Here is a 20,906-nt window from a genome sequence, read left to right on the forward strand (position 1 = left end):
CGGCGGCGCCCCGCCCGTGCCGCCCGGTCAGTCCTCGCCCACCCGCTCCAGCAGGGCCACCGGAAGCGCGCCCAGGAGGTCGGCGACCCGCGTGGGCCCCTCGAACTCGCGTCCCGGCGCGCACACGTCGGTCCAGCGGCCGGGCGGCAGCGGCAGCACGGTGTCGCCCCAGCCGCCGGCCTCCTCCAGGCGCAGCGACAGCCGGGTGACGGCGGTCAGCACCCGGCCGGAGCGGGTGAAGGCCAGGCAGTGCCCGGCCGCCGGACCCTCGGCGGCCACCGGGCGGTAGGAGGCGTCGGCGCCGAAGAGTCCGGGCCGGCGGCGGCGCAGGGTGAGCGCGGCCGCGGTGAGCACGCCCTTCGCCCCCGGACCGGGGTGGGGCAGTACGGCGGGGGGACGGTTGTCGGGGTCGACCAGCGCCCGGTACTCGCCCTCGCTGCCCTGGTAGACGTCCGGAACCCCGGGCATGGTCAGGTGGAGCAGCGCCGCGGCCAGCACGTTGGCCCGGACGTGCGGTTCGAGCGACTGCCGCAGCGCGGTCACCCGTTCGCCGGGCGCCGCGCACAGCGCCGTGGTGACGAAGGTGGTCACCGTCTCCTCGTAGCGGGCGTCCTGCTCGGTCCAGGTGGTGTGCAGGCCGCTCTCGCGCGCGTGCTTGAGCAGCGCGCCGGTCAGCCGTTCCGCGGAGGGGTCGCCGAGACCGAACAGCGTCTGCCAGCCCGCCCACTCCAGCTGCCGGTCCGGACCGCCGCCGGCGGTGCTCGCCGCGGCCGCCTCGTCGACCGTCTCCGCCCAGCGGTCCGGGCACTGGGACAGCACCGCGATCGCCGCCCGCACGTCGGCGCTGCGCTTGGTGTCGTGGGTGGAGAGCACCGTGCCGGTGAGCGGCCGCTCCCGCTGGGTGCGCGCGCACCAGGCGTGGAACTCCTCCGGCTCCAGCGCGGGCCGGCCGGGGGAGCCGCCGACCTCGTTGGCCGACAGCAGCGGCACGTGGCGGTAGAAGGCGCTGTCCTCCACCGACTTGGCGCGCAGCGCCGACGAGGTCTGAGCGAACCGGGTGCACAGCTCGACCTGTTCGGGCCATTCGCCGTGACGGCCGCAGAGCAGGCCGCGGACCACGTCGACCGCCTCGGCCTCCTCGGGCACCGTGAACGCCGCGCGGGCCTCGGCGGCGGCCTCCTCGGTGAGCCGCGCCGCCGCGTCCCGCGGGGTGTAGGGGCGGTAGACCTCCATCCGCACCAGCAGCTCCCGCAGCGCGGTGCGCAGCGCCCACGGCGCGCGGTCGCGCAGCGCGGGATCGGGGGAGGCGGCGCAGGCGGCCGCGGCCGCCCGGGTCAGCCGGCCGGTCTCCGCGACGAGTTCGTGGTCGACCACCCGCTCGGCGCAGCGGCGCCGGGTGGCCTCCCAGTCGCCGCCGAGGTCGTCGGGCGGTGCGGCGAACCGCCGGAAGCGGTCCAGCATGCCGCGGGCGCCCGCCGGGTCGGTGAGGACCGCGTCCAGGCGGCGCAGTGCGTCGTAGCCGGTGGTGCCGGCCACCGGCCAGCTCTCCGGGAGGCGCTCGTCCTCGGCGAGGATCTTCTCCACCACGGTCCAGCGGCCGCCGGTCGCCTTCTCCAGCCGTCGCAGGTAGGCCCCGGGGTCGGCAAGGCCGTCGGGGTGGTCGACGCGCAGCCCGTCGACCACGCCCTCCTCGAGCAGCTCCAGGATCTTGCCGTGGGTGGCGTCGAAGACCTCCGGGTCCTCCACCCGGACACCGATCAGTTCGGAGACGGTGAAGAAGCGCCGGTAGCCGAGTTCGGTGCGGGCCAGCCGCCACCAGCCGAGGCGGTACCACTGGGCGTCCAGCAGTTCGGGCAGCGGCAGCCCTTCGGTGCCGGCGCGGAGCGGGAAGGCGTGGTCGTGGTAGCGCAGTACCTCCCCGTCGACCCGCAGGTGCGGGAGCTCGGCGCCGAGCGGGCCGCCGAGCACCGGCAGCAGCGTCCGGCCGCCGCCGGCCTCCCAGTCGATGTCGAACCAGGAGGCGTAGGGGGAGCCGGGGCCCTTGCGCAGGACCTCCCACAGCGGGCGGTTGTGCCGGGGGACCATCGCCATGTGGTTCGGCACGATGTCGACGACCAGCCCCAGCCCTTGGGCGCGGGCGGCGCGGGAGAGGGAGCGCAGGCCCTCCTCCCCGCCCAGTTCCTCCCGTACCCGGGCCGGGTCGGTCACGTCGTAGCCGTGGGTGGAGCCGGGGACGGCCTCCAGGACCGGCGAGAGATGGAGGTGCGAGACGCCGAGGGCGGCGAGGTGGGGTACGGCGGCCTCGGCCGCCGCGAAGGGGAAACCGGGCTGCAGTTGCAGCCGGTAGGTCGAGGTGGGCGCGCGGGAGTCCATGGAGGGGATGTACCCCGGGATGCGCCGGGGGTCGCCGTCTTCCGCCGGACGTGTGACGGGAGGGACGAGACGTGTGACGGGAGGGGTGAACGGGGCGGGCGTGAAGCAGGAACCGGGCCCGCGGGAGGGAAGCACCGGGCGGCCGGGCGGGAGGAACGGGGCGGCCGGGCGGGAGCAACGGTGCGGCCGGGCGGGAGCAACGGGGCGGGCGGCCGGGAGCAACGGTGCGGCCGGGAGGCTCCACGTGGGAGCCGTCCCGGCGGCGGGGCGCCCGCGGACGGGCGGGGCGGGCAGGGCGTCAGGCGGGCCGCCGGAGCACGGTCAGGGCGCGGTCGGTGAGGGTCAGCCGCTCGCCGGCGCGCAGCTTGACCCCGCCGCCCTCCGGCACGCCCTCCGCGAGGGCCGTGTCGACGACCACCTGCCACTGCTGCCCGTGGTCGTCGGGCAGGGTGAACTCGATGGGCTGCGGCGAGGCGTTGAAGAGCAGCAGGAACGAGTCGTCGGTGACCCGCTCGCCGCGCGGCCCCGGTTCGGAGATGGCGTTGCCGTTGAGGAACACGGTCAGCGCGCTGGCCGGCGCGGACTCCCAGTCCTCCCGGGTCATCTCGGCGCCCTCCGGGGTGAACCAGGCGATGTCGGAGAGCTCGTCGTGGGTGCCCTCGACCGGGCGGCCGTGGAAGAAGCGGCGGCGGCGGAACACCGGGTGGTCGCGGCGCAGCCACACCATCGAGCGGGTGAACTCGCGGATCCGCAGGGTCTCCTCGTCGAAGTCCTCGTCGCCGCCCCCGGACGGCCAGGGCACCCAGGCCAGTTCGCCGTCCTGGCAGTAGGCGTTGTTGTTGCCGTGCTGGGTGCGGGCGAACTCGTCGCCGTGACTGATCATCGGCACGCCCTGGGAGAGCATCAGGGTGGCGATGAAGTTGCGGATCTGACGCCCGCGCAGCGCGCGCACCCGGGGGTCGTCGGTGTCGCCCTCGGCGCCGCAGTTCCAGGAGCGGTTGTGGCTCTCGCCGTCGCGGTTGTCCTCGCCGTTGGCCTCGTTGTGCTTGCCGTTGTAGGACACCAGGTCGCGCAGGGTGAAACCGTCGTGGCAGGTCACGAAGTTGACCGAGGCGAGGGGGCGGCGGCCGTCGTCCTGGTACAGGTCGGAGGACCCGGTCAGCCGGGACGCGAACTCGGCCAGGGTGCGCGGCTCGCCCCGCCACAGGTCGCGCACGGTGTCGCGGTACTTGCCGTTCCACTCGGTCCACAGCGGCGGGAAGTTGCCCACCTGGTAGCCGCCCTCGCCGACGTCCCAGGGCTCGGCGATCAGCTTCACCTGGGAGACCACCGGGTCCTGCTGGACCAGGTCGAAGAAGGAGGACAGCCGGTCCACCTCGTGGAACTGCCGGGCCAGGGTGGCGGCCAGGTCGAAGCGGAAGCCGTCGACGTGCATCTCGGTGACCCAGTACCGCAGCGAGTCCATGATCATTTGCAGGACGTGCGGAGACCGCATCAGCAGGCTGTTGCCGGTGCCCGTGGTGTCCATGTAGTAGCGCGGGTCGTCCGTCAGCCGGTAGTACGAGGGGTTGTCCAGGCCGCGGAACGACAACGTGGGGCCCAGGTGGTTGCCTTCCGCGGTGTGGTTGTAGACCACGTCGAGGACGACCTCGATCCCCGCCCCGTGCAGCGCCCGCACCGCGGACTTGAACTCCAGGACCTGCTGCCCGCGGTCGCCCCAGGAGGCGTAGGCGTTGTGCGGGGCGAAGAAGCCGATGGTGTTGTAGCCCCAGTAGTTGCTCAGCCCCAGGTCCACCAGCCGGTGGTCGTTCACGAACTGGTGGACCGGCATCAGCTCCAGCGCGGTCACGCCCAGGTCCGTCAGGTGCTCCAGGATCGCCGGATGGGCCAGCGCCGCGTAGGTGCCGCGCAGTTCCTCCGGGAGCGCCGGATGGGTCATCGTCAGGCCCTTCACGTGGGCCTCGTAGATCACCGTCTCGTGGTACGGGGTGCGCGGCGGCCGGTCGTCGCCCCAGTCGAAGTACGGGTTCACCACCACCGACGTCATCGTGTGCGGGGCCGAGTCCATGTCGTTGCGGCTGTCCGGCGCCCCGAACCGGTACCCGTACACCTCCTCGCCCCAGCGGACCGAGCCGGAGACCGCCTTGGCGTACGGGTCCAGCAGCAGCTTCGCCGCGTTCGTCCGCAGCCCGCGCTCGGGTGCGTAGGGGCCGTGCACCCGGAAGCCGTAACGCTGACCGGGCATCACCCCCGGCAGGTACGCGTGGCGGACGAACGCGTCGCTCTCGCGCAGCTCGACGGCCGTCTCCGAGCCGTCGTCGTGGAGCAGACACAGCTCGACGCGCTCGGCGGCCTCCGTGAAGACCGCGAAATTGGTGCCGGCGCCGTCGTACGTGGCACCCAGTGGATACGCCTCTCCGGGCCAGACCTGCATGGATTCGACTCTCCCAGGTGGATGCGGATCTACGGCACCTCTTCGTGGCGATTCTTCCCGAAAGAAGACGAAGCACGCGCCGTCGGTGCGGATTCGGTACCCCGGGTCAACGTCCTTCCCCGAAACCTCACCCGGAAAGGCGACGCGAATGATGAAGGACGCCGTACCGCCGCGAAAGAAGCGGAACCGGCCATTCTGGCCTCCGGTCCGCCCGTACGGCCGCCGGCAGGCCCCCGACCACCGCCGATGCAGTATGAAAAGACTCACTCCGTCTCCCTGGCACTGCTGGAACAGGCGTGCAGGATGCGGTAGTTGGGGAAGGAGCCTGTGCATCCGGCTGCACCGCCCGCCAACCCGGAGTAATCTTTCTTGATCATTGAAGAGGACGGCTCCAGGGGAGCGGAAGGCGGTGCACGGGTGGGCTCGGGAGGCCTGGAGTTGCCCCCTGGCGACAACGGTCGCGAGGCGGACTCCGCAGACGCCCCGCCCGGCGCGGTGTCACTCGCCCGGCCGATGGAGGCCGCCATCGGACCGGAGCTGGAATGGGGCACCGACGCCTGGAGCGAGGTGCGCACCCGCGCCCAGCGGGCCGGCCGCGCCTACATCTGGCTGAATCTGGTCGAACAGCGGATGCGGGCCGTGGTGGCCGCCGTGCTGCGCCCCGTCTACGAGCCGGTGCACGGCGACGACTGGGTGGTCGCCGCCGCCGGCCCCGCCGGGCAGGAGTGGGTGCAGCGCGCCGTCGCCGTCCGCGAGGTCAGCCGCCGCAAGGGCTACCTCCTCGACCCGGCCGACGACAACGTGCTCAGCTTCCTGACGCTCCCGCAGCTACGCGAGTTGACCGTCCAGCACTGGCCCTGCTTCGAGCCCTACTTCGACGACCGCCGCGAACTCGAACTGGCGCTGGACGAGCTCGAGGTCGCCCGCAACGTCGTCACCCGCAACCGCGCGCTCTCCGAGGCCGTCCTCGCCCAGGCCGAACGCGCCTCCGCGCGGCTGCTCGACATGCTCGGCTCCGGCGGCGACGTGCCCTCCGCCCGCCGGCTGCCCGTCGACGCGGTCGAGGACCTGGTCGGCGACCGGTACGCCGACGTGGTCGCCGTGCACCCCGACCGGGTGCGGATGCTGCGCCACTTCCCCGCCGAGGACATCTTCGGCGGGGCGCGCCGCCTGGACGCCATCGGCATCGGCCTCAACCTGCTGGTGCAGAACTTCTCCGGCCGGCGGCTGGTCCGCCTCGCCGAGTCCGGCACCCGGGTGCGGCTGCTCTTCCTCAACCCCGCCTCCAGCGCCGTCCGCCGTCGCGAGCGCGAACTCGGCATCAAGCGGGGCGAGCTGGGCCGGGCGGTGGAGATGAACATCCTGCACATGCGGCGGGTGCGGGCCAGGCTGCGCGATCCGGGTGCCTTCGAGATCCAGGTCTACGACGAGACGCCGCGGTTCACGGCCTACCTGGTCGACGGGGACGGCGCCGACGGTATCGCGGTCGTCCAGTCCTACCTGCGGCGCACCCGCGGCATGGAGGCCCCGGTGATGCTGCTGCGCAACGGCGGCCGGGTGGTCAGGTCGGGCGCCCCCGAGGAGGGTGCCCTGTTCCCCACCTACCGCGAGGAGTTCGAGGTGGCCTGGGCGGATTCGCGGCCGGTGTCCTGATTCGGGATGTCCCGGTTCCGGCGGTGATGCGCGGGTACGGGAGGCGGTGCGGCCCGCGCGTTGTCAGTGGCGCGTGCGAAGGTGAGAAACACCTGGGGGACGCATCACCACGAGAAGGGGGGCCGCCATGGGCTGGCACCACGCACCGCTGATCGGCTTCGACCTGGAGACCACCGGTACCGACCCGCACGAGGCGCGCATCGTCACCGCCGCCGTGCTCGAGGTCAGGGAGGGCGAGGCCGCCGGGCGCCGGGAATGGCTCGCCGATCCGGGTATGGAGATCCCCGCCGAGGCGGTCGCCGTGCACGGTATCACCAACGAGCGGGTGACGGCCTGTGGCCTGCCCGCCGACCGGGTGGCCGACGAGGTGGCCGGCGTGCTCACCTCCTACTGGCAGGCGGGCATACCGGTCGTGGTCTACAACGCGGCCTTCGACCTCACGCTGCTCTCCGCCGAACTCCGCCGCCACGGCCTGCCCTCACTGCGCGAGCGGCTGGGCGGCCAGGACCCGGCGCCGGTCGTCGACCCGTACACGGTCGACCGGGCCGTCGACCGCTACCGCCGCGGCAAGCGCACGCTGGAGGCGGTCTGCGCCGAGTACGGCGTCCCGCTGGAGGGCGCGCACGACGCGGCCGCCGACGCCCTGGCCGCGGCCCGCCTGGCCCGCGCGATAGCCGAGCGCCACGCCAAGGTGGCCGACCTGGGCGCAACGGAGCTGCACCGGCTCCAGATCGGATGGCGGGCCGAATGGGCGGCCGGGCTGCAGGACTTCCTCCGTTCCAAGGGGGAGGCGGACGCGGTGGTCGACGGGGCGTGGCCGCTGCGGGAAGCGGCGTAGCGACGTCCGGCCCGCGGGCCGGGCGTGGGATCGGGCGTCGGACCGGGAGTCAGAACGGGTACCAGCGCACCGTGGGGTCGCCGTCGCGGAGCGAGGCGACGCGTCGCCCGAACTCGGCGAGGGCCTTGGGGTTGTGGGGCGCGTGCTGGGCCACCCAGGCGCAGCTGGCGGTCTCCCGGGCGCCGCGGAGGACCGCGCAGCCCTCCCACTCGCGCACGTCCCAGCCGTAGACGCCGGTGAAGGTGTCGTACGCCTCGGCGGGCAGACCGTAGCGGTCGTGCGAGAGGGCCATCACGACCAGGTCGTGCTCCCGGAGGTCGAAGGAGAAGGTCTCCAGGTCCATCAGGACCGGGCCGTCCGGGCCGACGAGGACGTTGCGGGGCAGCGCGTCGCCGTGGACGGGGCCCGGCGCGAGGTGCGGGACGAGGGCGGCGGCCTCGGCGGCGAAGCCGTCACGGCGGGCGCGGAGGTAGGCGGCGTCCTCGGCGGCGATCGCGTCCCCGGCCAGCGTCAGCCAGCGCTCCACCCCGCCCAGCAGTTCACGGCGGGGGAGCGGGACGGGCGGCGCCGGCAACGCGTGCACCACGCGGAGCAGCTCGGCCAGGTCGCGGGCGTCGGCAGGGCGGACCGCGTCGGGAAGGCGGTGCCAGAGGGTGACCGGGTGCCCGTCGACCAGCCGGGGCTCCCCGGCGGCGGCGCGGACCGCGGGGACCTTCCGATCCTCCAGCCAGCGCGCGGTGGCGACCTCGTGGCGGGCGCGGTCCAGCAACTCGGGCGTGCGGGCGATCTTGACCACGAGGTCGCCGGCGGCGAACACGGCGTTCTCGCCGAGGGCCAGCAGCGGGGCGTCCTCGGCGGCGACGCCGCGCAGCTCGGGGTGCGCGTGTCTCGCGGCGGCCAGGACGGCGCGGGCCGTTGCCTCGTCCATGGGGGTCCTTCGCAGGTGGTGCGGGTGTGCGGGCCCAGTCTGACATCCGCGCGGCGGACCCCCGGGCCGGGGCCCGGGGCGGACCACGGCCGGGCCCCGGCCCGGACCGGCTCCGGCGCCCCGGCCCGGGGTGCGGACCGGTGTGCCGGGCGGGACCGGAGGCCGTCCGGCACAGGAGGAACACGCCCATGCCCCCGCTGGCGAGACCCCGCATCACCACGTACGGACCGATGGTGGCCGGCAGGACGGCGGTGACCTCCTCCGCCGCCGACCCGTCGTCCGAGATCCGCTCGCGCATGCCCGGGCGGTCCCCGCACTCCCCGCGCAAACGCCCCTCGGGAGCGGGCCGGGACGGGGCTCAGGAGCCGTCGGGTCCGGGGGCGGCCGCGGCGCGCCGCGGGAGAGGTCGGAAGAGGCCGGTCGCCCCGGGCAGCGGGTCCTTCACGGCCGGGAGCTCCCGCTCCACGGAGACGCACAGCACCAGGTCCCCCTCGGGGGCGCGGACGGCACGTCGTGGCACCGCCCCCGGCGCGGGTTCGCGAGGGCCCGTCGCGCGCGGCGGCCGGGGCGGGGCGGATCGTGTGGATCCTCCCGGCTTCGTGGGTATGCACCGGGTGGTGGGTGGCGGTGAACGCCACCGCGTTCACCGGGTTGTCGACCGGCTCGGCCGTAACTGCCGTACCATCCACGGACAACTCCTCTGCCCCGTGACGGCCCGAAGTCCGTTGCCGGGGCGCAGTGTTACGGCGAAGACGGCGAGGACGCGGGAGGACCCCATGGCCCGGGGCAGACATCGCAGGCGCAGAAGGGGTGTTGCGCTGCGTGCCCTGTTGGGCGGGGCGGCACTCGCGCTCACCGGGGCGGCGACGGTCATCAGCGTCTCGCAGGCGACCGACGACACGCCGGGCGGACTGGAGCGGCTGCCCGCCGCGGCGGGTCCCGCGCTCCGCGAGGAGGCCGTCCCCTGGCGGCGGCTCGACACGCTGGCCGAGCGGCTGGGGCGTCCCGTCTCCCTCGGCACCGTCCTGCGCGAGGCCCGGCACGAGATGTCGGCGGAGGCCGGCTGCGCGGGCGAGGCGGCGCTGCCCGCCGACCCCGAGGTGGTGCGGGCCTACTGCTGGGAGAGGCCCGACGCCGTGGACGAGGACTGGACGCCGGTGTCGGTGACCACCTCCGCGGACGCCGACGACGACGGGCGGTGGGGCGAGGACCGGGTCGTCCTCTCGGCCTGGACGCGCGCCCCGGAGGCCGCCGGCCCCGGTTCCGCGCGGGTCGCCTTCGTCGACGCCGGCGACCCCGCCCGGCTCACCTACACCTGGGGGCTGCTGGCGCTGCCCGCGGCACCGGGGCAGGAGGAGCGGGGCGACGCCTACCGGCCGCTCGGGGCCGAGGTCCGCGGCATGGTCTGGTACCAGGACAAACTGCTGGCGACGGTGGGGCGGCCCGACGGCGGGGAGACGCTGCACGTGTTCTCGCTGGACCGCGTCCACCGGACGACGGCGACGGCCACGGCGAAGGCGACGGCGCGGGGGGACGCGGAACGGACGCCGTTCGTGCTGCCGGCCGTCGCCTCGTACCGCCTGGAGGGCGACGGATGCGGTGCCCGGGAGGAGGGGTCGGCCTGTCTCGGCGCCCTCTCGCTCGACCGGTCCACGGCACCCGACACCCTGGTCGTCGCCGAGCGGCGGGCGGAGGGCCCGTCGCGGCTGTGGCGGTACACGTTCAGCCGGTACCCGGGCCGGGAGGGGCTGCTCTCCGTGGACGGCTCGGGGGCGGCCCGGCCGGTGGAGAGCTTCCGGACGGAGGCGGCCGAGATCCGGGGCGTGGTGTCCTACCGGGCGCCGGGGGAGACCAGGGACCGCTGGTACCTGGCGTCGGACCCGCGGGAGACGGGCGGGGGCCGGGGGGCCCTGTGGGCGCAGTCGGCGGGGGAGCGGACCGCCAGGGCCGCGCGGTGCGGGGACTACGAGTTGCCGTTCTGCTGGGCGGCGGGCGCGCGCGGGCTGGCGCACCGGCCGGGCACCGGCGAGCTCTGGGGCGTCTCGGACGCGCCCGGGCGCGGGGAGCGGGCCCTGTTCACGGTGCCCCTGGGCACGGTCGACGCCTCCCTGGAGTAGTCCCGGCGCCACCGCCGTCCGGACCTCCGGCGGCGGCCGCCGGCCGCGTCCCCTCCGGTGGGCCCGCGACAGCAGGTGCGGCGCGCTTCCCCGGCTGCGTGCACCCGGCGCCGGGGAAGCCACCCTGCCCGCGGCCCGCCGTGCGGGGCCGCCCCGTCCGCGGCCCGCCGTCCGGGGCCGGCGCGCCGGCGGCAACCGCCCTTCCGGAGGACCGCCCGCCCCCGCCTCCGACCGGCGCCTCCCGGCCTGACCGCCAGGCTCGGCCCGTCAGGCGATCCCCAGCCGTCTCACGGACCTCTCCCGAGCCCGGGGTACCGCGTGCCACCGTGGTGTCCCCGCCACCCTTGACCTGGGTGTACGTGCAGCTTCTCCACCGGTGTCCATGACACCTTCATACCGCATACCGAGACAGCCCCGTCCGAAGTATGGACGATGCTGGACGGTCTCCGCGCTGCCATGTCACGCTTCCGCCATGTTCGGAACTGGAATCGCCCTGGTGAGTCGACGTCACGTCGACCTCGGCCGCATGTCCAGCGCCATCTGTCCGGCCTGCTGACGCGTTCTCAGCCGCCCGACGCCCCCTCCCTTTCTCCGCGCCCGCGCCGTCGCCTGCGCGGTCCGCCCCTCTGCCCCTGCGCGCATCCGCCCAGCTCAGAGTCGCACTGCCCGCCTGTCCCGAAGGACTGTGAACCATGGCCGCCACGCCTCAGAATCCCGCCGCCTCCCGCCGCAAGGTGAGCCGACACCGCGGCGAGGGTCAGTGGGCCGCCGGGCACTTCACCCCCCTCAACGGAAACGAGCAGTTCAAGAAGGACGACGACGGTCTCAACGTGCGGACACGTATTGAGACGATCTACTCCAAGCGCGGCTTCGACTCGATCGACCCCAACGACCTCCGCGGACGCATGCGCTGGTGGGGTCTGTACACCCAGCGGCGCCCCGGGATCGACGGCGGGAAGACGGCCGTGCTGGAGCCGGAGGAGCTGGACGACCGCTACTTCATGCTGCGCGTCCGCATCGACGGCGGCCGGCTCACCACCGAGCAGCTGCGCGTCATCGGCGAGATCTCCCAGGAGTTCGCCCGCGGCACCGCCGACATCACGGACCGGCAGAACATCCAGCTGCACTGGATCCGCATCGAGGACGTCCCCGAGATCTGGAACCGCCTCGAGGCGGTCGGCCTGTCCACCACCGAGGCCTGCGGCGACACCCCGCGTGCCTTCCTCGGCTCCCCGGTGGCCGGCATAGCCGAGGACGAGATCATCGACGGCACCCCCGCGCTGGAGGAGGCCCACCGCCGCGTCGTCGGCAACCCCGCCTACTCCAACCTGCCGCGGAAGTTCAAGACCGCGATCTCCGGCTCCCCGCTGCTGGACGTCGCGCACGAGATCAACGACGTCGCCTTCGTCGGCGTCCGCCACCCGGAGCACGGCCCCGGCTTCGACGTCTGGGTCGGCGGCGGCCTGTCCACCAACCCCAAGCTCGGCGTCCGGCTGGGAGCCTGGGTGCCGCTGGAGGACGTCCCGGACGTCCTGGAAGGCGTCATCTCGATCTTCCGTGACTACGGCTACCGCCGGCTGCGCAACCGCGCCCGCCTGAAGTTCCTGGTCGCCGACTGGGGCCCGGAGAAGTTCCGCCAGGTGCTCCAGGACGAGTACCTCAAGCGTGAGCTGGCCGACGGGCCCGCGCCCGCCGAGCCGGTGGAGCGCTGGCGCGACCACGTCGGCGTGCACCGGCAGAAGGACGGCCGCTTCTACGTCGGCTTCGCCCCGCGCGTCGGCCGCGTGGACGGCGCCACCCTCACCAAGATCGCCGACCTGGCCGCGGAGCACGGCTCGGGCCGGCTGCGCACCACGGTCGAGCAGAAGATGATCGTGCTGGACGTGGCCGAGGAGCAGGTCGCCTCGCTGACCGAGGGGCTGCGCGCGCTGGACCTGGTCGTCGAGCCCTCCTCGTTCCGGCGCGGCACCATGGCCTGCACCGGCATCGAGTTCTGCAAGCTGGCCATCGTCGAGACCAAGGCCCGCGGCTCCGCGCTCATCGACGAACTCGAGCGCCGGCTCCCGGAGTTCGACGAGCCGCTGACCATCAACCTCAACGGCTGCCCCAACGCCTGCGCCCGCATCCAGGTGGCCGACATCGGCCTCAAGGGCCAGCTCGTGCTCGACGAGGACGGCCGGCAGGTCGAGGGCTACCAGGTCCACCTCGGCGGCGCCCTCGGCCTGGAGGCCGGCTTCGGCCGCAAGGTCCGCGGCCTGAAGGTCACCTCCGCCGAACTCCCCGACTACATCGAGCGGGTGCTGCGCCGCTACCTGGACCAGCGCGAGGCCGGCGAGCGGTTCGCCGCCTGGACCGCGCGGGCCGGCGAGAAGGACCTGTCGTGAGCGAGCGGGCCGCCCCCTTCCACTGCCCGTACTGCGGGGACGAGGACCTGCGGCCGGGTGAGGAGGGACCGGGGACCTGGGAGTGCGGGGCGTGCAACCGCGCCTTCCGGCTGAAGTTCCTCGGACTGCTCGCCCGCGGGTTCCAGGGCGGCGGCCACCAGGACGGCCTGCGGCACGGAGACAGCGACGGCGAGGAGGGGACATGACCACGACGGAACAGCAGCGCACCGACGAGGAACTGAAGGCGCTCGCCGAGCGGGCGGGCCGGGAGCTCGAGGACGCGTCGGCCCTGGACGTCATGCGGTGGGCGGTCGAGACCTTCGGCGACCGCTTCTGCGTGACCTCCTCCATGGAGGACGCGGTCGTCGCCCACCTGGCCTCCCGGGTCCGTCCCGGGGTGGACGTGGTGTTCCTCGACACCGGCTACCACTTCGAGGAGACCATCGGCACCCGCGACGCCGTCGAAGCCGTGATGAACGTCAACGTCCTCACCCTCACCCCCCGGCAGTCCGTCGCCGAGCAGGACGCCGAGTACGGGCCGAAGCTGCACGACCGCGACCCGGACCTGTGCTGCAGGCTGCGCAAGGTCCAGCCGCTGGAGGAAGGGCTCAAGGGCTACCAGGCGTGGGCGACCGGCCTGCGCCGCGACGAGTCCCCGACCCGCGCGAACACGCCCGTCGTCGGCTGGGACGAGCGGCGCGGCAAGGTCAAGGTCTCGCCGATCGCCCGCTGGACCCAGGACGACGTGGACGCCTACGTCGCCGAGCACGGCGTGCTCACCAACCCGCTGCTGATGGACGGCTACGCCTCCGTCGGCTGCGCGCCCTGCACCCGCCGGGTGCTGGAGGGCGAGGACGCCCGCGCCGGCCGCTGGGCCGGGCGCGGCAAGACCGAGTGCGGGCTGCACGGATGACCGGCGGCACCGGAACCACGGGGGAGACGGTGGGGCAAGCGATGAGCAAGGAGAACGAGCACGTGAGCGGAGCCACCGTCTGGCTGACGGGTCTGCCGAGCGCCGGCAAGACCACGATCGCCATGGAGCTCGCCGGACGCCTGCGGGCGGACGGACACCGCGTGGAGGTCCTCGACGGCGACGAGATCCGCGAGTTCCTCTCGGCGGGCCTCGGCTTCACCCGGGAGGACCGCCACACCAACGTCCAGCGCATCGGCTTCCTCGCCGAACTCCTCTCCCGCAACGGCGTGACCACGCTGGTGCCGGTCATCGCGCCCTACGCCGACAGCCGCGACGCCGTCCGCAAGCGCCACGAGGCGGGCGGCACCGCCTACCTCGAGGTGCACGTCGCCACCCCGGTCGAGGTCTGCTCGGTCCGCGACGTGAAGGGCCTGTACGCCAAGCAGGCCGCGGGCGAGATATCCGGCCTCACCGGGGTCGACGACCCGTACGAGGCGCCGGCCGCCCCCGACCTGCGGATCGAGTCGCAGGACCAGACCGTCGCCGAGTCCGCCGCCGCCGTCCACGCGCTGCTCACCGAAAGGGGCCTGGCATGACCACCGTCGCCGCACTCCGCGACACCGCCGCGGGCCAGGGCCCGCTCGGCCACCTCGACGTCCTCGAGTCCGAGGCCGTGCACATCTTCCGCGAGGTCGCGGGCGAGTTCGAACGGCCGGTGATCCTCTTCTCCGGCGGCAAGGACTCCATCGTGATGCTGCACCTGGCGCTCAAGGCCTTCGCGCCCGCGCCGGTGCCGTTCACCCTGCTCCACGTGGACACCGGACACAACTTCCCCGAGGTCATCGAGTACCGCGACCGTGTGGTGGCCGCACATGGGCTGCGCCTCCATGTGGCCTCGGTCCAGGACTACATCGACCGCGGTGTGCTCCGCGAACGCCCCGACGGCACCCGCAACCCGCTCCAGACGGTCCCGCTCACCGAGACCATCCAGAGCGAGAAGTTCGACGCGGTCTTCGGCGGCGGCCGCCGCGACGAGGAGAAGGCCCGCGCCAAGGAGCGCGTCTTCTCCCTGCGCGACGAGTTCTCCCAGTGGGACCCGCGCCGCCAGCGCCCCGAGCTGTGGAACCTGTACAACGGCCGGCACGCCCCCGGCGAGCACGTCCGCGTCTTCCCGCTCTCCAACTGGACCGAGCTGGACGTCTGGCAGTACATCAAGCGCGAGGCGATCGAGCTGCCGTCGATCTACTTCGCCCACGAGCGCGAGGTCTTCCGGCGCGACTCCATGTGGCTGACCGCGGGCGAGTGGGGCGGCCCCAAGGACGGCGAGACCGTCGAGAGCCGCCTGATCCGCTACCGCACCGTCGGTGACATGTCCTGCACCGGCGCCGTCGACTCCGACGCCGCCACGCTGGACCAGGTGATCGCCGAGATCGCCGCCTCCCGTCTCACCGAGCGCGGCGCCACCCGCGCCGACGACAAGCTCTCCGAGGCAGCGATGGAAGACCGCAAGCGCGAGGGGTACTTCTAACCATGACGACCAGCACCGAACAGGCCGCCGAGCCCACCACGCTGCTGCGGTTCGCCACCGCCGGATCCGTCGACGACGGCAAGTCCACCCTCGTCGGCCGGCTGCTGCACGACTCCAAGTCGGTCCTCGCCGACCAGCTGGAGGCCGTCGAGCGGGCCTCCGCCAGCCGCGGCCAGGACGCCCCCGACCTGGCGCTGCTCACCGACGGCCTGCGCGCAGAGCGGGAGCAGGGCATCACCATCGACGTGGCGTACCGTTACTTCGCCACGCCGAGGCGGCGGTTCATCCTCGCCGACACCCCCGGCCACGTGCAGTACACCCGCAACATGGTCACCGGCGCCTCCACCGCCGACCTCACCGTGATCCTGGTCGACGCGCGCAACGGCGTCGTCGAGCAGACCCGCCGGCACGCCGCCCTCGCCGCCCTGCTGCGCGTCCCGCACGTCGTCCTCGCCGTCAACAAGATGGACCTGGTCGACTACGCGGAGCCGGTGTTCGCGGCCATCGCCGAGGAGTTCACCGCCTACGCCACCGAGCTGGGCGTGCCCGAGGTCACCACCGTCCCGATCTCCGCGCTGGCCGGCGACAACGTCGTCGAGCCCTCCGCGCACATGGACTGGTACGGCGGCCCCACGGTGCTCGAACACCTGGAGACCGTCCGGGTCGACGGCACCGACGACCAGCTCCCGGCCCGGCTCCCGGTGCAGTACGTGATCCGCCCGCAGACCGCCGAGCACCCCGACTACCGCGGCTACGCGGGACAGATCGCCGCCGGCTCCTTCCGCGTCGGCCAGGAGATCACCGTGCTGCCCTCCGGCCGCACCAGCCGGATCTCGGGCATCGACCTGCTCGGCGTGCCCGTCGACAGCGCCCACGCCCCGCAGTCGGTGACCCTGCTCCTCGCCGACGACCTGGACATCTCCCGCGGCGACCTGATAGCCCCGACCGATGCCGCCCCCGCCGTCACCCAGGACGTCGAGGCCACCGTCTGCCACGTCGCCGACGCGCCGCTCACCGAGGGCCACCGGGTCCTCCTCAAGCACGGCACCCGCCTGGTCAAGGCGATCGTCAAGGAGATCCCCTCCCGGCTCACCCTGGACGACCTCTCCCTGCACCCGCGGCCCGGGCAGCTCGTCGCCAACGACATCGCCCGCGTCGTCGTGCGCACCGCCGAGCCGCTGCCGCTGGACGCCTACGCGCAGTCCCGGACCACCGGCGCGTTCCTCCTGATCGACCCGGCCGACGGCTCCACCCTCACCGCGGGCATGGCCGGCGACTCCTTCGCCTCCGCCCGGCGCACCGCCGAGGCCGCCCCGGCCGCGGCGGACGAGGACGGTTGGGACTTCTGACCATGAACACCCCGGGTTTCTTCGGCACGTTCGCCAAGGAGGGCGGCCGTGTCGGCAGCGGCACCCTCGGCAGCGGGCAGGGCGGAGTCGCCCGATGTGCGGGCCGCGGCCGGCACATCCGGCGCCACCGACCCCGCACCGAACGAAGATCCGACCACCTCCCGGTCACCGCCTGACAGACGCGCAGGCGGTGACCGCGGGGCCACCGAGAGGACACCCTCCCCGTGCCTGCCAACCGCTCCCCGTTCCGCCGGGGTGCCGCCTTGGTCGCCGTGCTCCCGCTGCTGGCGCTCGCCGCGTGCGGCTACGGCTCCCAGGCGAAGAGCGACACGCGGAACGCCGTGCCCGTGGGGAAGAAGACCGACGGCCTGGACTCCGTCCGCATCGGCTACTTCGGCAACCTCACCCACGCCACCCCGCTGGTCGCCAACAACCAGGGCTTCTTCCAGAAGGAGCTCGGCGGTACGCGGGCCACCTACCAGGTGTTCAACGCGGGCCCCTCCGAGATCGAGGCGCTCAACTCGGGCTCCGTGGACATCGGGTGGATCGGCCCCTCACCGGCCGTCAACGGCTACACCAGGTCCGAGGGCAGGAACCTCCGCATCATCGGCGGGTCCGCCTCCGGCGGCGTCAAACTGGTGGTGAACCCGGACCGGGTCAAGTCGGCGGCGGACGTCAAGGGCAAGCGGATCGCCACCCCGCAGCTCGGCAACACCCAGGACGTGGCCTTCCTCCACTGGATCTCCGAGCAGGGCTGGAAGGTCGACGCGGAGAGCGGCAGGGGCGACGTCTCCGTCGTCCGCTCCGACAACAAGGTGCTCCCGGGAGCCTTCGCGTCCGGCTCCGTCGACGGCGCCTGGGTGCCCGAGCCGACGGCCTCCAAGCTGGTCGCCGACGGCGGGAAGGTACTGCTGGACGAGACGAGCCTGTGGCCGGACCAGCAGTTCGTGATCACCAACATCGTCGTCTCCCAGACGTTCCTCGCCGAGCACCCCGAAGCCGTCGAGGCCGTCCTGCGGGCCTCCGTCAAGGCCAACGAGTGGATCAACGCCCACCCCGACGAGGCCAAGCGGGCCGCCAACGCCCAGCTGGAACAGGACTCCGGCAAGGCGCTGCCCGCCGAGGTCCTCGACCCGGCGTGGGAGTCCATCCGGATCACCGACGACCCGCTGGCCGCCACCCTGGACACCCAGGCCTCCCACGCCGTCGACGCGGGCCTCCTGGAGAACCCGCGGCTGGACGGCATCTACGACCTGCGGCTCCTCAACAAGGTCCTGAAGCAGGACGCGAAGCCCGCCGTCGGCGACGCCGGCCTCGGCACCGACTGACCACGATCGCGCCGCCGGTCCACGGCGGGCGACCACATCCATCCGTGAGCTCCCCCAGGAGGTGACCATGGCGACCTTCACCCTCGCCACGGCAGAGGACACCGGGACCGACGTCCGCAGCGCCGCGCGCATCGAGCACGTCTCCAAGTCCTTCGCCGGGCCCGCCGGAACCCAGCTCGTCCTGGACGACATCAGCCTCGAGGTCGCCCCCGGCGAGTTCGTGACCCTTCTGGGGGCCTCCGGCTGCGGCAAGTCCACCCTGCTCAACCTGGTCGCCGGCCTCGACCGGCCGACCTCGGGCGCCATCACCACCGACGGCCGCCCCGCCCTGATGTTCCAGGAACACGCCCTGTTCCCCTGGCTGACCGCCGGCAAGAACATCGAACTCGCCCTGAAGCTCCGGGGCGTCGAGAAGAACCTGCGCCGCGAGCGGGCCGAGGAACTCCTCGAACTGGTGCGTCTGAAGGGCGCGTACGGCAAGCGCGTCCACGAGCTGTCCGGCGGCATGCGCCAGCGCGTCGCCCTCGCCCGCGCCCTCGCCCAGGACAGCCGGCTGCTGCTGATGGACGAGCCGTTCGCCGCGCTCGACGCCATCACCCGCGACGTGCTGCACGACGAACTCACCCGGATCTGGCGGGAGACCAACGTCTCGGTCCTCTTCGTCACCCACAACGTGCGCGAGGCGGTACGGCTCGCGCAGCGGGTCGTGCTGCTCTCCTCCCGGCCCGGCCGCATCGCCCGCCAGTGGCAGGTCGACATCGAGCACCCGCGCCGCATCGAGGACGCCGCGGTCGCCGAGCTGTCCGTAGAGATCACCGAACAACTCCGTGGGGAGATCCGCCGTCATGGCCAGCACTGACACCTCCGCAGCCGCCAAGGAAGACCGGCAGGCCGACGACACCGCCGGGCTCGAGGCAGGCCTCGACGCCCTGGAGGCGGTGGAGCCCTGGCGCACACCGCTGCGGCAGACCCTGCTGCGCAAGGTCCTCCCCCCGGTCGTCGCCGTCCTGCTCGTCGGTGTGGTCTGGCAGCTGCTGGTCTCCCTGAAGATCGTCGACGACCCCACCAAGCTGCCCGCCCCCTCGGAGGTCTGGGCCGAGGTCGAGGCGTCGTGGCTCGAGGGTGAACTCCTCGGCTACATCTGGACCAGCGTCTCCCGCGGCCTGCTCGGCTTCCTGATGGCCCTGGCCATCGGCACCCCGCTCGGTCTGCTGGTCGCCCGGGTGAAGTTCGTCCGCGCCGCGATCGGACCGATCCTCTCCGGCCTCCAGTCGCTGCCCTCGGTCGCCTGGGTGCCGCCCGCCGTCATCTGGCTCGGCCTCAACAACTCCATGATGTACGCGGTGATCCTGCTGGGCGCCGTGCCCTCCATCGCCAACGGGCTGGTCTCCGGCGTCGACCAGGTGCCCCCGCTGTTCCTGCGGGCCGGACGCACCCTGGGCGCCACCGGGCTCAAGGGTGCCTGGCACATCGTGATGCCGGCCGCGCTGCCCGGCTACGTGGCCGGCATGAAGCAGGGCTGGGCGTTCTCCTGGCGCTCCCTCATGGCCGCCGAGATCATCGCCTCCTCGCCCGATCTCGGCGTCGGGCTGGGCCAGTTGCTGGAGAACGGCCGCAACGCCTCCTCCATGTCCATGGTCTTCCTCGCCATCATCCTGATCCTGGTCGTCGGCATCGCCATCGACCTGCTGATCTTCAGTCCCCTGGAGCGGCGGATCCTGCGCGGCCGCGGTCTCCTCGTCAAGAGCTGAGCGGTTCCCGTCATGCACCACGCCCCCGTCCTCCTCGTCGTCGCCCACGGCAGCCGCGACCCCCGCCACGCCGCCACCGTCCACGCGCTGGTGCGGCGGGCGCGGGACCGCCGGCCCGGCCTGCGGGTGGAGACCGCGTTCCTCGACTTCAACCTGCCCTCGGTGACCGGGGCGTTGGAGTCGCTGGCCGGCGAGGGGGTCCGGGACGTGGTCGTCCAGCCGCTGCTGCTCACCCGCGCCTTCCACGCCAAGGCCGACATCCCCGCGGTGCTGCGCCAGGCACCGCCGTCGTTGCGGATCCGCACCGCCGAGGTGCTGGGCCCGGACCCGCTGCTGCTGCTGGCCCTCGAGCGGCGGCTGCACGAGGCGGGACTGGCCCCCGCCGACAAGCCGGCCACCGGGGTCGTCCTGGCCTCGGCGGGCTCCACCGACCCGGAGGCGATCGCGGTGATCGCTGACATCGCGCGGGAGTGGCGGCACACCGGTTGGTGCGCCGTGCGACCCGCGTTCGCCTCCGCGGCGACTCCCGGGGGGTTCCCGCGCACCGAGGACGCCGTGCGGGAACTGCGGGCCGCCGGATGCGAGCGGGTGGCCGTCGCCCCCTACGTCCTCGCCCCGGGCCGCCTCCCCGACCGCATCGCGGCCGGCGCCGCCGCGGCCGGCGCGGACGTCCTCGCCGACGTCCTCGGCCCGGCACCCGAGGTGGCGCGGCTCCTGCTGGCGCGCTACGACGCGGCGCGCCGGGCGGCGGAGGGCGGGCTCACGGGGCCGTCGTCAGCTCTGACAGCTTGAGGACCGTGTTCCAGTTCCGGGTGGTGGCGACGAGACCCTTGGTCAGGCCGGGCCTGGCGAGCTGTTCCGCGAGCTTGGAGCGTCCCATGCCGTCGGGCAGGTACAGGTAGAGCGCGCGGTCGCCGAGGCGGAACTCCTCCGGGAGGTACGCCTCGCGGTCCAGCCCGTCGAAGCGGTCCTCCCGCACGTCACGGTCCAGGAAGGTGACGTGCAGCTGCCTGCCCTCCAGCTCGGCGGCGGGGAAGGGACAGCCGGCGACGATCCGGGCGAGGTAGGCGTGGTCGCGGACCAGCACGTCGCAGGTGAAGCCGAAGCGCTCCGCCAGCGCCGTGGAGAGCTCCGCGGCCAGCGACTCCTCGTCACCGTGCGCGGCCGTGAACACGGCCTGACCGCTCTGCAGGTACGTCCGCGCCTCCGCGTGTCCGAGCTCCTCCAGCAGGGACCGCAGTTCGGCCATCGGCAGCTTCCGCCCGCCGCCCACGTTGATCCCGCGCAGCAGCGCCGCATACGTCGTCATG

At 73.6% G+C, this 20,906-nt stretch carries 20 protein-coding genes; 15 read left to right on the forward strand and 5 right to left on the reverse strand.

Going from position 1 to position 20,906, the window contains the following annotated elements:
- Positions 1-27 precede the first annotated feature (27 nt).
- Both treY and glgX read right to left on the reverse strand, forming a co-directional pair.
- Entirely contained in the window at positions 28-2,373 is a 2,346-nt protein-coding gene (gene treY, locus GBN72_RS02020) for a malto-oligosyltrehalose synthase (RefSeq protein ID WP_151769877.1), read from the reverse strand.
- A 298-nt stretch (positions 2,374-2,671) separates the two neighbouring features.
- Entirely contained in the window at positions 2,672-4,807 is a 2,136-nt protein-coding gene (gene glgX / locus GBN72_RS02025) for a glycogen debranching protein GlgX (protein WP_151769878.1), read from the reverse strand.
- Positions 4,808-5,224: 417 nt separating this feature from the next.
- Between glgX and GBN72_RS02030 the strand changes: the two genes are divergently transcribed.
- Entirely contained in the window at positions 5,225-6,460 is a 1,236-nt protein-coding gene (locus GBN72_RS02030; protein WP_151769879.1) for a DUF5919 domain-containing protein, read from the forward strand.
- A gap of 127 nt (positions 6,461-6,587) precedes the next feature.
- Positions 6,588-7,298: a 3'-5' exonuclease gene (locus tag GBN72_RS02035; RefSeq protein WP_151769880.1), complete on the forward strand. Its 711-nt coding sequence runs from the start codon at positions 6,588-6,590 to the stop codon at positions 7,296-7,298.
- 49 nt (positions 7,299-7,347) lie between these two features.
- On the opposite strand, the gene GBN72_RS02040 is transcribed toward GBN72_RS02035, so the two are convergent.
- Positions 7,348-8,226 (reverse strand): phosphotransferase, encoded by an 879-nt coding sequence (locus GBN72_RS02040; protein ID WP_151769881.1) that lies wholly within the window; start codon positions 8,224-8,226, stop codon positions 7,348-7,350.
- Between the two features lie 358 nt (positions 8,227-8,584).
- The gene (locus tag GBN72_RS33935; RefSeq protein ID WP_164540317.1) at positions 8,585-8,746 is read right to left on the reverse strand and encodes a hypothetical protein; all 162 of its coding nucleotides are present in this window, start codon (positions 8,744-8,746) and stop codon (positions 8,585-8,587) included.
- A 310-nt stretch (positions 8,747-9,056) separates the two neighbouring features.
- Between GBN72_RS33935 and GBN72_RS02045 the strand changes: the two genes are divergently transcribed.
- The 13 genes from GBN72_RS02045 (at position 9,057) to GBN72_RS02095 (ending at position 20,388) form a co-directional block, all read left to right on the forward strand.
- On the forward strand, positions 9,057-10,343 hold the full coding sequence (locus GBN72_RS02045) for a hypothetical protein (protein WP_246212205.1): 1,287 nt from the start codon (positions 9,057-9,059) through the stop codon (positions 10,341-10,343).
- Positions 10,344-10,815: 472 nt separating this feature from the next.
- Positions 10,816-10,899, forward strand: coding sequence for a putative leader peptide (locus GBN72_RS35995; protein WP_356135130.1), 84 nt, complete (start codon positions 10,816-10,818; stop codon positions 10,897-10,899).
- Positions 10,900-11,035: 136 nt separating this feature from the next.
- On the forward strand, positions 11,036-12,727 hold the full coding sequence (locus tag GBN72_RS02050; RefSeq protein WP_151769883.1) for a nitrite/sulfite reductase: 1,692 nt from the start codon (positions 11,036-11,038) through the stop codon (positions 12,725-12,727).
- Positions 12,724-12,933: a hypothetical protein gene (locus tag GBN72_RS02055; protein WP_151769884.1), complete on the forward strand. Its 210-nt coding sequence runs from the start codon at positions 12,724-12,726 to the stop codon at positions 12,931-12,933. Before GBN72_RS02050 ends, GBN72_RS02055 begins: the two co-directional genes overlap by 4 nt.
- Positions 12,930-13,640: a phosphoadenylyl-sulfate reductase gene (locus GBN72_RS02060; protein ID WP_151769885.1), complete on the forward strand. Its 711-nt coding sequence runs from the start codon at positions 12,930-12,932 to the stop codon at positions 13,638-13,640. Before GBN72_RS02055 ends, GBN72_RS02060 begins: the two co-directional genes overlap by 4 nt.
- A 41-nt stretch (positions 13,641-13,681) precedes the next feature.
- Positions 13,682-14,236, forward strand: a complete 555-nt coding sequence (cysC, locus tag GBN72_RS02065; RefSeq protein ID WP_246212206.1) for an adenylyl-sulfate kinase — start codon at positions 13,682-13,684, stop codon at positions 14,234-14,236.
- A complete protein-coding gene (gene cysD / locus GBN72_RS02070) occupies positions 14,233-15,168 on the forward strand; it encodes a sulfate adenylyltransferase subunit CysD (RefSeq protein WP_151769887.1) in 936 nt (311 codons plus the stop codon). Before cysC ends, cysD begins: the two co-directional genes overlap by 4 nt.
- A gap of 2 nt (positions 15,169-15,170) precedes the next feature.
- Entirely contained in the window at positions 15,171-16,517 is a 1,347-nt protein-coding gene (locus GBN72_RS02075; protein ID WP_151769888.1) for a sulfate adenylyltransferase subunit 1, read from the forward strand.
- 2 nt (positions 16,518-16,519) lie between these two features.
- Complete coding sequence (locus GBN72_RS33940; protein WP_164540319.1) at positions 16,520-16,693, forward strand: hypothetical protein; 174 nt, start codon at positions 16,520-16,522, stop codon at positions 16,691-16,693.
- A gap of 48 nt (positions 16,694-16,741) precedes the next feature.
- Entirely contained in the window at positions 16,742-17,845 is a 1,104-nt protein-coding gene (locus GBN72_RS02080; protein ID WP_151769889.1) for an aliphatic sulfonate ABC transporter substrate-binding protein, read from the forward strand.
- A gap of 67 nt (positions 17,846-17,912) precedes the next feature.
- Complete coding sequence (locus GBN72_RS02085; RefSeq protein WP_151769890.1) at positions 17,913-18,704, forward strand: ABC transporter ATP-binding protein; 792 nt, start codon at positions 17,913-17,915, stop codon at positions 18,702-18,704.
- Positions 18,691-19,596 (forward strand): ABC transporter permease, encoded by a 906-nt coding sequence (locus GBN72_RS02090; protein ID WP_151769891.1) that lies wholly within the window; start codon positions 18,691-18,693, stop codon positions 19,594-19,596. Before GBN72_RS02085 ends, GBN72_RS02090 begins: the two co-directional genes overlap by 14 nt.
- A gap of 12 nt (positions 19,597-19,608) precedes the next feature.
- Positions 19,609-20,388: a sirohydrochlorin chelatase gene (locus tag GBN72_RS02095; RefSeq protein ID WP_151769892.1), complete on the forward strand. Its 780-nt coding sequence runs from the start codon at positions 19,609-19,611 to the stop codon at positions 20,386-20,388.
- On the opposite strand, the gene GBN72_RS02100 is transcribed toward GBN72_RS02095, so the two are convergent.
- Positions 20,357-20,905: a DUF1697 domain-containing protein gene (locus tag GBN72_RS02100; protein ID WP_151769893.1), complete on the reverse strand. Its 549-nt coding sequence runs from the start codon at positions 20,903-20,905 to the stop codon at positions 20,357-20,359. The genes GBN72_RS02095 and GBN72_RS02100 overlap by 32 nt on opposite strands.
- Position 20,906: the final 1 nt, after the last annotated feature.

It is taken from the genome of Streptomyces abyssomicinicus, from assembly GCF_008974245.1.
Classification (GTDB): Bacteria; Actinomycetota; Actinomycetes; order Streptomycetales; family Streptomycetaceae; genus Streptomyces; species Streptomyces abyssomicinicus.

Bases quoted from the DNA above. Each gene is read 5' to 3' on its own strand.
- GBN72_RS02095 (WP_151769892.1), top strand. From the start codon at position 19,609: ATGCACCACGCCCCCGTCCTCCTCGTCGTCGCCCACGGCAGCCGCGAC.
- glgX (WP_151769878.1), bottom strand. From the start codon at position 4,807: ATGCAGGTCTGGCCCGGAGAGGCGTATCCACTGGGTGCCACGTACGAC.
- GBN72_RS35995 (WP_356135130.1), top strand. From the start codon at position 10,816: ATGTTCGGAACTGGAATCGCCCTGGTGAGTCGACGTCACGTCGACCTC.
- GBN72_RS02090 (WP_151769891.1), top strand. From the start codon at position 18,691: ATGGCCAGCACTGACACCTCCGCAGCCGCCAAGGAAGACCGGCAGGCC.
- cysD (WP_151769887.1), top strand. From the start codon at position 14,233: ATGACCACCGTCGCCGCACTCCGCGACACCGCCGCGGGCCAGGGCCCG.
- GBN72_RS02050 (WP_151769883.1), top strand. From the start codon at position 11,036: ATGGCCGCCACGCCTCAGAATCCCGCCGCCTCCCGCCGCAAGGTGAGC.
- GBN72_RS02035 (WP_151769880.1), top strand. From the start codon at position 6,588: ATGGGCTGGCACCACGCACCGCTGATCGGCTTCGACCTGGAGACCACC.
- GBN72_RS02085 (WP_151769890.1), top strand. From the start codon at position 17,913: ATGGCGACCTTCACCCTCGCCACGGCAGAGGACACCGGGACCGACGTC.
- GBN72_RS02060 (WP_151769885.1), top strand. From the start codon at position 12,930: ATGACCACGACGGAACAGCAGCGCACCGACGAGGAACTGAAGGCGCTC.
- cysC (WP_246212206.1), top strand. From the start codon at position 13,682: ATGAGCAAGGAGAACGAGCACGTGAGCGGAGCCACCGTCTGGCTGACG.
- GBN72_RS02075 (WP_151769888.1), top strand. From the start codon at position 15,171: ATGACGACCAGCACCGAACAGGCCGCCGAGCCCACCACGCTGCTGCGG.
- GBN72_RS33940 (WP_164540319.1), top strand. From the start codon at position 16,520: ATGAACACCCCGGGTTTCTTCGGCACGTTCGCCAAGGAGGGCGGCCGT.
- GBN72_RS02040 (WP_151769881.1), bottom strand. From the start codon at position 8,226: ATGGACGAGGCAACGGCCCGCGCCGTCCTGGCCGCCGCGAGACACGCG.
- GBN72_RS02100 (WP_151769893.1), bottom strand. From the start codon at position 20,905: ATGACGACGTATGCGGCGCTGCTGCGCGGGATCAACGTGGGCGGCGGG.
- treY (WP_151769877.1), bottom strand. From the start codon at position 2,373: ATGGACTCCCGCGCGCCCACCTCGACCTACCGGCTGCAACTGCAGCCC.